This is a genomic window from Cryobacterium sp. M23, assembly GCF_002929655.1.
GTDB lineage: Bacteria > Actinomycetota > Actinomycetes > Actinomycetales > Microbacteriaceae > Cryobacterium > Cryobacterium sandaracinum.
The window spans coordinates 1-10,712 of record NZ_PJJV01000032.1; the positions used below are offsets into that span (position 1 = coordinate 1).

The 10,712-nt window shown below is 65.1% G+C and carries 13 protein-coding genes and 1 pseudogene; 7 read left to right on the forward strand and 7 right to left on the reverse strand.

What is annotated here, in order from left to right:
- Nucleotides 1-286: 286 nt before the first annotated feature.
- Both CXY82_RS00585 and CXY82_RS17725 read left to right on the forward strand, forming a co-directional pair.
- Nucleotides 287-553, forward strand: coding sequence for a hypothetical protein (locus tag CXY82_RS00585; protein WP_104169223.1), 267 nt, complete (start codon nt 287-289; stop codon nt 551-553).
- On the forward strand, nt 481-1,473 hold the full coding sequence (locus CXY82_RS17725; protein ID WP_104169224.1) for a DUF222 domain-containing protein: 993 nt from the start codon (nt 481-483) through the stop codon (nt 1,471-1,473). Before CXY82_RS00585 ends, CXY82_RS17725 begins: the two co-directional genes overlap by 73 nt.
- A gap of 132 nt (nt 1,474-1,605) precedes the next feature.
- Here the strand turns inward: CXY82_RS17725 and CXY82_RS18220 are convergent.
- The 4 genes and pseudogenes from CXY82_RS18220 to CXY82_RS00605 all read right to left on the reverse strand — a co-directional run.
- Nucleotides 1,606-1,974: pseudogene (locus CXY82_RS18220) on the reverse strand (SDR family NAD(P)-dependent oxidoreductase); the annotation flags it as partial.
- On the reverse strand, nt 1,971-2,138 hold the full coding sequence (locus CXY82_RS18225; RefSeq protein WP_255408553.1) for an SDR family NAD(P)-dependent oxidoreductase: 168 nt from the start codon (nt 2,136-2,138) through the stop codon (nt 1,971-1,973). The pseudogene CXY82_RS18220 and the gene CXY82_RS18225, both read right to left, overlap by 4 nt.
- A gap of 4 nt (nt 2,139-2,142) precedes the next feature.
- Nucleotides 2,143-2,568 carry a pyridoxamine 5'-phosphate oxidase family protein gene (locus CXY82_RS00600; protein ID WP_104169225.1) on the reverse strand — a complete coding sequence of 142 codons (426 nt, stop codon included), beginning with the start codon at nt 2,566-2,568 and terminating at the stop codon, nt 2,143-2,145.
- A gap of 112 nt (nt 2,569-2,680) precedes the next feature.
- Complete coding sequence (locus tag CXY82_RS00605; protein WP_104169226.1) at nt 2,681-3,313, reverse strand: hypothetical protein; 633 nt, start codon at nt 3,311-3,313, stop codon at nt 2,681-2,683.
- Nucleotides 3,314-3,328: 15 nt separating this feature from the next.
- Between CXY82_RS00605 and CXY82_RS16850 the strand changes: the two genes are divergently transcribed.
- Nucleotides 3,329-3,592 carry a hypothetical protein gene (locus tag CXY82_RS16850; RefSeq protein WP_146069003.1) on the forward strand — a complete coding sequence of 88 codons (264 nt, stop codon included), beginning with the start codon at nt 3,329-3,331 and terminating at the stop codon, nt 3,590-3,592.
- Between the two features lie 90 nt (nt 3,593-3,682).
- Here the strand turns inward: CXY82_RS16850 and CXY82_RS00610 are convergent, their stop codons facing one another.
- Nucleotides 3,683-3,952 (reverse strand): protealysin inhibitor emfourin, encoded by a 270-nt coding sequence (locus tag CXY82_RS00610; RefSeq protein WP_104169227.1) that lies wholly within the window; start codon nt 3,950-3,952, stop codon nt 3,683-3,685.
- Nucleotides 3,953-3,961: 9 nt separating this feature from the next.
- Nucleotides 3,962-5,143, reverse strand: coding sequence for a M4 family metallopeptidase (locus CXY82_RS00615; RefSeq protein WP_104169233.1), 1,182 nt, complete (start codon nt 5,141-5,143; stop codon nt 3,962-3,964).
- Nucleotides 5,144-5,396: 253 nt separating this feature from the next.
- On the opposite strand from CXY82_RS00615, the gene CXY82_RS00620 reads away from it, so the two are divergent.
- The gene (locus tag CXY82_RS00620) at nt 5,397-6,299 is read left to right on the forward strand and encodes an LLM class flavin-dependent oxidoreductase (RefSeq protein WP_104169228.1); all 903 of its coding nucleotides are present in this window, start codon (nt 5,397-5,399) and stop codon (nt 6,297-6,299) included.
- A gap of 242 nt (nt 6,300-6,541) precedes the next feature.
- On the opposite strand, the gene CXY82_RS00625 is transcribed toward CXY82_RS00620, so the two are convergent.
- Nucleotides 6,542-7,117 (reverse strand): hypothetical protein, encoded by a 576-nt coding sequence (locus CXY82_RS00625; protein WP_104169229.1) that lies wholly within the window; start codon nt 7,115-7,117, stop codon nt 6,542-6,544.
- Nucleotides 7,118-7,246: 129 nt separating this feature from the next.
- On the opposite strand from CXY82_RS00625, the gene CXY82_RS00630 reads away from it, so the two are divergent.
- From CXY82_RS00630 to CXY82_RS00640, 3 genes are all read left to right on the forward strand, one after another.
- Nucleotides 7,247-8,491, forward strand: coding sequence for an IS256 family transposase (locus CXY82_RS00630; protein ID WP_104169230.1), 1,245 nt, complete (start codon nt 7,247-7,249; stop codon nt 8,489-8,491).
- Nucleotides 8,492-8,964: 473 nt separating this feature from the next.
- Nucleotides 8,965-9,525 carry a recombinase family protein gene (locus tag CXY82_RS00635; RefSeq protein WP_104169231.1) on the forward strand — a complete coding sequence of 187 codons (561 nt, stop codon included), beginning with the start codon at nt 8,965-8,967 and terminating at the stop codon, nt 9,523-9,525.
- Between the two features lie 269 nt (nt 9,526-9,794).
- Nucleotides 9,795-10,490 carry an Abi family protein gene (locus tag CXY82_RS00640; protein ID WP_104169232.1) on the forward strand — a complete coding sequence of 232 codons (696 nt, stop codon included), beginning with the start codon at nt 9,795-9,797 and terminating at the stop codon, nt 10,488-10,490.
- Nucleotides 10,491-10,712 lie beyond the last annotated feature (222 nt).

The window sequence follows — 10,712 nt, forward strand, 5'->3', positions numbered from 1 at the left end:
AGTGTTTGTGTTTCTCGTGTTCCATTTGTCTATCCAATCCTGAATTCAGGAGGACTGTCCGGAAACACCGGGTCACCCCAGCCACCACAACCGGCGTTTCCCGAAAATATCCGAGTTTACGTGACACGGATGTGTGCTGCGCGCCCATTGACGGAGGCCCGCTGCGGGCCCTGCGACGGCTGCTTCTACTCCTCCACAATACGGGTTTGATCAGGTTATCCACAGGGCGCTGACGGGTGCCGATCTGGAGCATGGAATGTCAGTGGTCAGCCGTAACGTGTGTCTCATGAAGCCCTCCGACAGTGGGCAGCGAGAACGCCTGGGTCGTCACTTCGACGCCATCCGGGAGATGCAGGCGGACGCCGCCCGGGTTGACGCCCGCCTGGCCGAACAGGTCGATCGGGCCCGCCGGTTCGCCGAAGCCCTGGCCCGAGACGCGGCCCAGGCAGCCAAGGACAAGGCCAGGGAGGGACCCCGGCAGTGGCCGGGGTCGCGGCCGGGATACCCCGCGCCCGGTGGGACGCTGCACAGGTCGCCGAGCGGGAGTTCGTGACCGAACTGGCCTGCACCCTGCGGCTGCCGGTGCGCTCGACCGAAACCCTGATCGCCGAGAGCCAGACCCTCCTGCACGAACTGCCCGCGACCCGGGCGGCCCTGCAGGACGGGTCGATCACTTACCGGCACGCGCAGGTACTGATCAACCAGTCCTGGTCGCTGCCGGCCGAGGCGCTAGCCGGGTTCGAACAGACGCTGCTGCAGTCCGCCCCGCACCTGACCGTGGCAAACCTGAAGAACAAGGCCCGGATCATGCGGGAACGGCTGCACCCGGAGTCGATCACGGCCCGGCACCAGAAATCGCTGGCGGACCGCACGGTGATCGTCAAACCCGAGGCCGACGGGATGGCATCCCTGTCCTGGTACGACTCGGCGGAGAAAGTGAAGGCCGCGCACGACCGCCTCACCGTGATGGGGATGAGACTGCAGGGCCCGAACGAGACCCGCACGCTGACCCAGCTGCGGGCGGACGTGTTCGAAGACCTCATCCTCGACGGGGTTACCGCATCGGGGGTCGGCCAGGGCATCCGCGGCTCGGTGCACGTCACCGTCCCGGTGATGACGCTCCTCGGCCACTCCGAGGAACCCGGCCACCTCGAGGGGTACGGGCCGATCGACCCCGATACCGCACGCGAGATTGCGGCCGGGGCGCCCGGCTTCATCCGAATCCTGACCCATCCGGAGACCGGGGTGGTGCTCTCGGTCGGGCGCACGTTCATCAGTCGGGGACCGACGTCAGGCCAGCCAGGTCGCCGTCATCCGCTGCACGACTCCGCCGTCGAGGTCGGCGATCTTGGCCGCCACGAACTGGCGCGCCGCCTCCGGTGTCTGCACCCGAAACGGTGGGCGGTCGCCGTCGAGCAGGGCGGCGACGATCTCGCCGGCGCTCCGGGCCGACTGGGCCGAGCCGAAGGATGACGCCGCGCGGGCCAGGTACGCCTCCAGTGCCGCGGCGTACGGGTCGTTGGCCAGGCCGGATTGGTTGAGGTCCCGGCCGACGTTGGCGACGAACGAGGATGTCACGGCGCCGGGTTCGACTACCGTCACCGACACACCGGCCGTGGCGGCCACCGGGGCCAGGCTCTCCATGAATCCCTCCACCGCGAACTTCGCCGCACAATACGCCTCGTTGAAGGGCTGGCCGATGGCTCCACCCACGCTCGAGACGGTGATCAGCGCGTCCGTGCTGCCCCGGAGAAGGGGGAGCGCGGCCCGTGTGAGGGCAACCACCCCGAAGAAGTTCACCTCCATCACGGCGCGAACGTCATCGACCGTTTCGTTCTCGATGGTGCCGAGCCTCCCCGACCCGGCGTTGTTGATGAGCGCGTCGAGCCGGCCGTGCCGGTCGATGGTCCCGGCCACGGCATCCGTGGCCGCCTGCGGTTCAGTCACGTCCAGGCGACGGATGTCGAGGCTCACTCCGCGTCGGCGGCCGCGTCCCGCAGAGCGCGGGCGCCCTCGAGGTTACGCATGGTGGCTACCACCGTGTGGCCGGCGCGAGCCGCGGCGATGGCGGCGTGGAGTCCGATACCGGAGGAAGTCCCCGTGATCAGAACGACGCTGGAGTCCGGTGCGCGAGTCACGCTTCTAGTACCGGTCGGGTTCCGGGCCGAGCTGGAACCGGCGGCCTGTGATCCTGGTCGGCGTTATCTCGACGTAGATGTACTTCAGGGTCGGGATGAGCGGGCGCAGCGGCAGTTGATCCGCGGCCTCGATCTCGGCCTGCTTGTCGAGAACTCGGGCCTCGCCTCGCACCACGACGCTCCACGCCTCGCTGCGGCCGATGCCGTCGATCTCGAAGGCGACCCGGTTGTTCACCGTGAGCTCGAGGAGCTTCGTACCTTCGGCCGTGCGGAAAACGAGCTGCCGGTCTGCGGAGACGAAGTTCACCGGGTAGATGTCCGGCTCACCGGAAATGCTCATCGCGAGTCTTCCGAAACTGGACGAGATCAGGAGATCCCAGCAGTCGTCCTCGCTGAGGTTCTGAACCGGGTACAGGTCGTTGGTTTCCATGACTCATAGTCCCACGCGGTCCGGCCCGACGCGAGCCGGTGCCGGCAACGAAAAACGCGCCCACCGTTCGCCGAGGGGCGGTGGGCGCGTTTCGGCCTGGCAGCGAGTCGGATCAGTCCCGACGGAGGCGTACGACGGTGCGTCGAAGCGCGAGGAGCGCGCCGAGTCCGAGGAGCAGGGCGCCTGCAGCCGCGGAGATCAGCAGGGGTGCCGAGTCGACGCCGGTCGCGGCCAGCTCGGGAGCGGCCGTGATCGTGTCGGCGGCGGCCGGGAGGGCCGTTTCGGTCGGTGTCGGTGTCTCGGTCGGTGTCGGTGTCTGCGTCGGCGTGACCTCGGCTGCAGGCACGATCGTGTTGAGCTCGGTCGCGCACTCCACGGTCGAGCCACCGCCGTTGCTGGAGTAGTTGCACTGGTTGACAGTGATGGGCACGTCGGTCGTCACCGTCGCCGAGGGATTCACCCGGCAGAGCACATCGGCGCCGCCGCCGTTCCCGGCGTTGTTGCACTGGGTGACGGTCGCGTCGGTGGTGTTCTCAAGGGGCACGCAGTCGAGTTCCGTGCTGGCTCCGGAGCCGACGCACTGGTTGACCGTGGCCGGGGATGCCGTGGTCGCACCGGTGATGTGGTTGTTCACGGTCACCGTGCAGATGGTGTTACCGCCGCCGACGTTGATCGAGCCGTTGCACTGGGTGATCGTGTGGATCAGCTTCGAAGAGTTCACGACCGTCGCTGCGGGGGGCTGCACCTCGGTATTCGCCGCGTGGATGCTGACGACGGTGCTGGTGGTCGAACTGGTCGCGCCGGTGGCCAGATTGAGATAATTGTCGACCGTGACGCTGCATTCGACGGCGCCGGTGCCGCCGCCGACTCCGGCGACATCGTTACACTGTTCGACGGTGCCGTCGACCGGAGCAGCCGAAGCGGAAACCGCCGGCGAAGCGGTCAGGACGAAGGCCGCGAGGAAAAGGCCGAGGGCCAGAACAATCGAACGGTTCAGTGCAGAAGCACTGAGGAAAGAACGTGAAGTTTTAACAGCCAGCAGATTTGCGATGGGGGCCCCCTTATTAGGACCACCCTAACAGGGCATTCGCAGGTGCCAACGACGAGGACCGGGTCAGTGCCCTTCGTTCACGCCTCTGACCCGGTCAATAAGATCTTTCCACGGCCCAGAGACCTGCTGCTCGCCGAGCACGACCTCGTGGGGCGCGCAACGGATGCGGTAGACGTAGCGGTCCGGCTGCGGAGCCGCCGCGGACACCTCGTCCCAGGGCAGCCCACGGAGAAGTTCCGCCCAGGCGGACCGGTCGGGTTGTTCCTCCACCTGGACCTCCCAGGTGGTGCGGATGCCGGCGAAGCCACCGCTGCGCGAAACGACGACCTTCATGGGCCGATATTACTCCGGCCGGGGGGCAGGATCGACGGGCGCGCGACCGACTCCGGTTCCTGACCCAGTGCCGGACCGGGGCCGGGATCCGGTGCCGAGCCCGCCGCCGAGGCCGACGGCGGTCCAGCCGGCGATCACGGCCTCGTGTTCTCGGGACCCGGCGCCGTGGCGCGTGACCGCTGCCCGCGAGGTCGCCCGCGCGAACCCGGCGAAGTCCACGGTGCGGCCCAGCGTGCCGGAGGTGAGGGTGTCGAACCAGATCTGGCCGGCCGTCTCCCAGGCGTTTCCGCCGAGAGCTGTGGCCACGAGGTAGAACGCCCGGTTCGGAATGCCCGAGTTCAGGTGCACCCCGCCGTTGTCGTCTTCGGTTTCGATGTAGCCGGTCATGTCCGCGGGCTGGGGGTCCTTGCCGAGAGCATCGTCGTTGTAGGCGGTGCCGGGAGCCTTCAGCGAGCGCAGTGCGACCCCCTGCACCTGGTCGGTGAAGAGACCTTCGCCGATCAGCCAGCCGGCCTCGGCGGCTGACTGGCCCAGGGAGCGCTGCTCCACCAGCGAGCCGAACACGTCCGACAGGGACTCGTTTATCGCACCTGATTGCCCCTCGTAGGCGAGGTTGGCCGTGAATTGGGTCACCCCGTGCGTGAGCTCATGCCCGATCACCGTCAGCGACGCGGTGAAACGGTTGAAGACCAGGCCGTCGCCATCGCCGAACACCATGCGCTCGCCGTCCCAGAACGCGTTGTCGTAGTTGCGGCCGTAGTGCACGGTCGCCTCCAGCGACACACCGCGGTCATCGATCGAGTCGCGCTCGAACACGTTCCAGAACAGGGAATGCGTGTCTCCGAGCCCCGCCCAGGCCTCATTGACCGCGAGATCGGCCCCGGCGGGCTGGCCCTCGCGGCGGACCAGCCGGCCCGGCAGTCGTTCCAGGCCGCCGGCATCCGACACGGCCCGGTCCACGTGCCCGCGCATCCGAGCGGCCGCTCCGCCGCGCACACCGGAGTGGACCGACGACGACGGCGTCGGATGCGCCGCCGCGCGCAGTTCCCGGATCGGCACGTCCCGCATCAGAGACCGTCTGGCTGCCTCGGCCGCGGCCGCGAGCCGGGGATCGTCGACCCGCGCCAGCCGCACCAGCAGATACGGCGGCACGATAGTGCACCGGGAGAAGCCGTGCGATGAGCCTGTCATGGGTCGAGTGTGGCACTCGGCGGTGACGCGCACCACACAAATTCCTGATTAGCCCGTGTGCCGCAACCCTGAGACCCGAGCGAAGGCCCGCGGCGGCATCCGGAACGTGGGCCGGGTGCCGCCACGGGGGTCTGGTGTCATCAGCGGCCGACCCGCTGCCTGAGAAATAAGGAACGCCGGTCGAGCACCATTAATAGCACCGTGTGCGCCGGGCGAGAAGGTGCCGGTGAGAGGCCTTCCGTAGACTCTCAGCATGCGCTTCGGAATCGTCATTCTCCCGCAGGATTCGTGGCCGGAGGCCCGCCGTCGCTGGCAGGGGGCTGAGCAGCTCGGCTTCGACCACGCCTGGACCTACGACCACCTGTCCTGGCGGTCGTTGGCCGACCAGCCCTGGCATGCGACCGTCCCGACGCTGACTGCCGCGGCGGTCGTCACCTCGCGGATCCGGCTGGGTACCTACGTCTCATCACCGAACTTCCGGCATCCGGTAACCTTCGCCAAGGAGATCGCCACCCTCGACGACATTGCCGGCGGGCGATTCCTGCTCGGGGTGGGCTCAGGCGGAACCGGGTTCGACGCCACCGTGCTCGGGCAGCCCGAGTACACCCCGAAGCAGCGGTCCGAGCGCTTCGCCGCGTTCGTCACGGCCCTCGACCGGCTGCTGCGCCACGAGGAACCGGGCAGCGGCGGCATCAGCTTCGAGGGGGAGTGGGCGAGGGCGGTCGGCGCGCGAATGGTCGGTGTGCCGGCCCAGGAGCCGCGGGTTCCGTTCGTCATCGCCGCGAACGGGCCCAAAGGGCTGCGCCTCGTCACGACGTTCGGTTCCGGCTGGGTGACGACGGGAGCGGACGGCGTCGTGGGCGAGGACTGGTGGGCGGCGGTAGCCGGCCTGATGCACCGGCTGGAGGACACGGCAGTCGTCGCGGGCAGGGACCCGGCCACCATCGACCGTTACCTGTCCCTCGACAGCGGCGGCTGCTACTCCCTGCAGAGCATCGGAGCGTTCGAGGATGCCGTAGGTCGGGCCGGCGAACTCGGCTTCACCGACGTGATCAGCCACTGGCCGCGAGCGGCCGACATCTACGCCGGAACGGAGGCCGTTCTGCACCGGGCTGCGGCCGTGATCAGCCGGCAGCGCGCCCGGGCCGGAAAATAGTTTGAGAAGAACCGTCCCCGCAGAGCCGGCGCAGAAAAGCTAACATATACGATCCCCAAAGCAGTCCTCGCTGCCCTCGTGCGCGGTGCAGGGAAGCACTGAGCCTCGCACGGAGTAGCTGCTTGACCTGCCGTGCGGGGGATGCGATTCTGCCATCTTGGCTATGCGAGCACCGGCAACGCCTCTTCGATATTGGGGCACGGTTGATGAACTCGCTTAGAGCATCCAACTCACTAGTTGGGTTATGGCTGGCCTTCCTCACGTTCTTCCTCAAATTCAGCTCGTATTTGCTCTTTCCAGCCGGCCGCGACTGACAAGTACTCAACACTCGCAATTGTCGCCCGATGTTGTTTGTATAAGTCTTCCGCAAGCACGGCTTCATCCACTTCCCTATCGCCGAGGAGGGTTATGACGTGAACCCATTCACCCTTTCCCGTGGCGTACTCGTACCAAATGGCGCCTGTTTCCAAGTGGTCGTGGACGACTCGATTCCGCGCGGCGACAGCCTCTTCGATGGCGGAAAGGTGGCGCAATCGAGGATCCCCCTTGCAGCTACTCTGTTCCATTAGAAATCTGATTCTGTCCGGCGGAGTGGCCCTTTTTGATTCAGAATCGGCTTTTGGCACGTTAGCCGATTGGAGCCGGAACTCTTTGAAGAGGGAATCAATGAGTAGCTTCAGGAGCCCTCCAGCGGTCGGTTTCGCATGCGCGGCCTTGATTTCCCTCCGACTCTTGATCCACTCGTCTTCGGACTGACTCGCGGCACGTAGATCCCTGCCGTCTAACAATCGACAAAGCTCAATCAGTACGGTCTCCATCTCATTGCACGGTTACGTCCCTGTGAGTGGTGTGGTTTCCGGCTTCTGAGTGTTGCTTCGTCAACGTGAAGAGCCACCGTGGGATGGTCAGTGAGCACCGATCAAAGAACTCACAAAGGACACCACACGATGGCTCTAGACCAGTCTGCCCTGCTTGACCTGCTGGGAGAACTCAAACTCACCGATGTCACCGACCGAACCCGCGTCGCGACCGAAACTCTCTACCAAGAACTGATCGATGCGGAGGCGACCGCGTTCATCGGCGCCGCCCCGTTCGAACGCTCCGGCGACCGCACCACCCACCGCAACGACACCCGGCCGCGGACGTTGTCGACCACGGCCGGGGATCTTGATTTGAAGATCCCGAAGCTGCGCGTCGGGTCGTTCTTCCCCGCGCTGCTGGAGCGCCGCCGCCGGGTGGACCAGGCCCTGTTCGCGGTCGTGATGGAGGCCTACGTCCACGGCGTCTCGACCCGCAAAGTCGACGACCTGGTCAAGGCCCTCGGCGCTGACACCGGGATCTCCAAGTCCGAAGTGTCCCGGATCTGCGCCGGCCTCGATGCGGAAGTGGCGGAGTTTCGGGATCGGACCCTCGCCGCACAAGACTTCCCCTACGTGTTCCTCGACGCCACCTACTGCAAGGCCCGCGTCGGGCACTGGATCGTCTCCCAAGCAGTCGTCGTCGCGGTCGGCGTGGCCGCCGACGGGCGCCGGGAAGTTCTTGGGTTCGACGTTGGCGACAGTGAAAACGAAGGCTTCTGGACCAGCTTCCTGCGGTCGTTGAAGACCCGAGGCCTGGATGGGGTCAAGCTGGTCATGTCTGACGCCCACACCGGGCTGAAGAAAGCCATCGGGACCGTCTTTCAAGGCGCCGGCTGGCAACGCTGCCGGGTCCACTTCATGCGCAACGTCCTCGCCGTGGTCCCGAAGGGATCGCAGGAGATGGTCGCCTCGATCATCCGCACCATCTTCGCCCAGCCCGACCGCGAACACATCGAGAAGCAGTTCCGCGAGGTCACCACCATGCTCGGCCGCTCGCACCCCAAAGTTGCGGCGATGCTCACCGACGCGCAACCCGACATGCTCGCGTTCACTGCTTTTCCGCGGCGCCACTGGCGACAGATCTGGTCCACGAATCCGTTGGAACGGGTCAACAAGGAGATCAAACGCCGCACCGACGTCGTCGGCGTCTTCCCCAACGCGGCCGCCCTGTTGCGCCTGACCGGGTCGGTGTTGATCGAGCAGCACGATGAATGGGAAGCTGGCGAACGCCGCTACTTCTCCGAAGCCTCCATGCTCGAGCTGGCCACAATGAACAACCCCATCGAAGTCATCGACGAGGCGGTGATTCTCCCAGAACTCGCTGCCGCCTAAACTAAACCAACTGACCCGCACGGTGACGAGGAATTACACCACCCAGCGGGACGTGACCTGGGGGCCATCGGCGCCCGGCGAGAAAACGACTGCATGCGCTGCGTCTGATGCGGTGAGACGGGTCTCGTGCTCCTCAGCAAAGGAGGCGTGTTTGGCGACTGCAGTTATGTCTCTGGTCGCTGTGGAGAAATCGGATCTGTTTCACCTCATAGGACCAACGTCGCCCTTGACGTTCCAGGTAGCGGGATTTTCGAACCAGAAGGCGTTACCGGCGTCTTGGACCGTCGCAGCTCGGCTCTTCCTCGACGCGCTTCACGAGGTCTTCTGATCGATCTGCCTATTTGGGGTACACCCCAACTAGGCGTCAGCCGCTGGCATTTCATGCCGTCAGAATAGGGTTGAATTCGGATTGGTTGACAGCACTCGATGCGGGTTCATAGAGTTCAACCTGACAGAACAGGCAGGAGAGCCCCGTGGCGGGTCAACGAGTTGGATATGTGCGAGTCAGCACCCTCGATCAGAACACCGTCCGCCAGCTTGATGGCGTCGACGTCGACCGGGTCTTCGAGGACAAGGCGTCGGGGAAGGACCTGAACCGGCCTGAGCTGGAAGAGATGATCAAGTTCGTCAGAGAGGGCGACACCGTGCTCGTGCACTCCATGGATCGCCTTGCCCGTAACCTCGACGACCTCCGCTCGATCGTGCGCCGGCTTACCGCGAAGAAGGTCCGAGTCGAGTTCGTGAAAGAGCAACTCTTCTTCACCGGTGACGACAACGCGATGGCGAACTTGCTCCTTAACGTCATGGGAGCCTTTGCTGAGTTCGAGCGGTCCCTGATCCGTGAACGTCAGCGCGAGGGTATTGCCCTGGCTAAGAAGCGTGGCGTCTACCGCGGCCGCACCCCATCATTGGACGCGGCCCGCGCTGCGGAGCTGCGTGAGAAGGCCGCCTCCGGCGTGCCGAAAGCTGCTCTCGCTCGACACTTTGGGATCAGCCGCGAAACCGTTTACGCCTATCTCCGCGCCGAGGTCTGAAGGATTCTCCGCTGAGGCAGGCGCCATGCCTGCAACTGGGGGAGTGGGACGAGTTCGCGGCACCTCGTTTCCTGGCGCGGAGCAGGCGCCAGGGCCAAACGCTGCGCAGGGCGTCGCTGAAGGGCTGGTGCGGCTGGCAAAGTGCAGGACAAATGAAAAACTCCGGGTCCGCCAAGGCGAAGTACCGGAGTTCCCAATTCGTGGCCCAAGTAACATGAGACAGCGGTCATCAAGGGCTTGCGTTTCAATCTTAGCTTGGAGGGCGCCCTATGGCAACGACATCGAGCGAGGGGCCCTGGATAGAGGAATGGCTCAGCCCTGGCCGGTTCTCCACCTACCTCGCGGCCGCCGGCCGATCTCGCTCACGAGCGCTTGAGCTCTATGAGTGGAACGCAAAGCTGAGCGCGGCTTTCTTGCACGATTTGAGCCATCTGGAAGTCGGTCTGCGCAATGCGTGCGATCGCCAGCTTGCAGCAGCAACTCTCCCTGGTGACGCGCACTGGACGGATCCGGCCACACTGCTGACATTGTTTCCCGTCGTGATGAGAAAGGACCGGGCCACCGGCCGCTCGCGCGACGTCAACAAGATCGCCCGAGGCAACGTCGAGCGGGCGCGGATCAACGCAGCGACGTCACCACACACGCCGCCAATACCCGGCAAGGTCGTCGCCGAACTCATGTTCGGCTTCTGGACCTACCTCTTCGTGGACGCTCACGAGAAAACCATCTGGGTTCCTCATCTCCACAAAGCCTTCCCACCAGGTACCGACAGAAACCCGCTCAATGACGCATTGGCCGCGCTGCGAGATTTCCGAAACAGAGTGGCTCACCACGAGAACATCCTCAACGGTTCTGAAAGCGAACGGCGCCGAATTGTCTACATCATCCGGTTGCTCTCTGCTGACGCGCTTGCTCACTTCAAAGCCAACAGCGAGGTAGCCACGATCCTGGCTGGCCGACCGTAGGGAAGCTTCTGAGACCAGGGTGCGCCGTCCTGACGCGTCCCCGGGCAGCATTAGCCATCTGATTCTCGGTGTCTCGCAACTAACGATGAGTACGTCGATCCGCTCAGACAGTTGCGAGACATAGTTGTGAGAATCGCGGGTTGTTAACGCCGACCCAAAACAGGGCCAGTAGTGCCGTTTGAAAACAGGGCCACTATGTGTGTTTCTACTATGCCGTACCGG

Bases quoted from the DNA above. Each gene is read 5' to 3' on its own strand.
- CXY82_RS00640 (WP_104169232.1), top strand. From the start codon at position 9,795: ATGGCAACGACATCGAGCGAGGGGCCCTGGATAGAGGAATGGCTCAGC.
- CXY82_RS00630 (WP_104169230.1), top strand. From the start codon at position 7,247: ATGGCTCTAGACCAGTCTGCCCTGCTTGACCTGCTGGGAGAACTCAAA.
- CXY82_RS00585 (WP_104169223.1), top strand. From the start codon at position 287: ATGAAGCCCTCCGACAGTGGGCAGCGAGAACGCCTGGGTCGTCACTTC.
- CXY82_RS00625 (WP_104169229.1), bottom strand. From the start codon at position 7,117: ATGGAGACCGTACTGATTGAGCTTTGTCGATTGTTAGACGGCAGGGAT.
- CXY82_RS00620 (WP_104169228.1), top strand. From the start codon at position 5,397: ATGCGCTTCGGAATCGTCATTCTCCCGCAGGATTCGTGGCCGGAGGCC.
- CXY82_RS00610 (WP_104169227.1), bottom strand. From the start codon at position 3,952: ATGAAGGTCGTCGTTTCGCGCAGCGGTGGCTTCGCCGGCATCCGCACC.
- CXY82_RS00615 (WP_104169233.1), bottom strand. From the start codon at position 5,143: ATGACAGGCTCATCGCACGGCTTCTCCCGGTGCACTATCGTGCCGCCG.
- CXY82_RS00600 (WP_104169225.1), bottom strand. From the start codon at position 2,568: ATGGAAACCAACGACCTGTACCCGGTTCAGAACCTCAGCGAGGACGAC.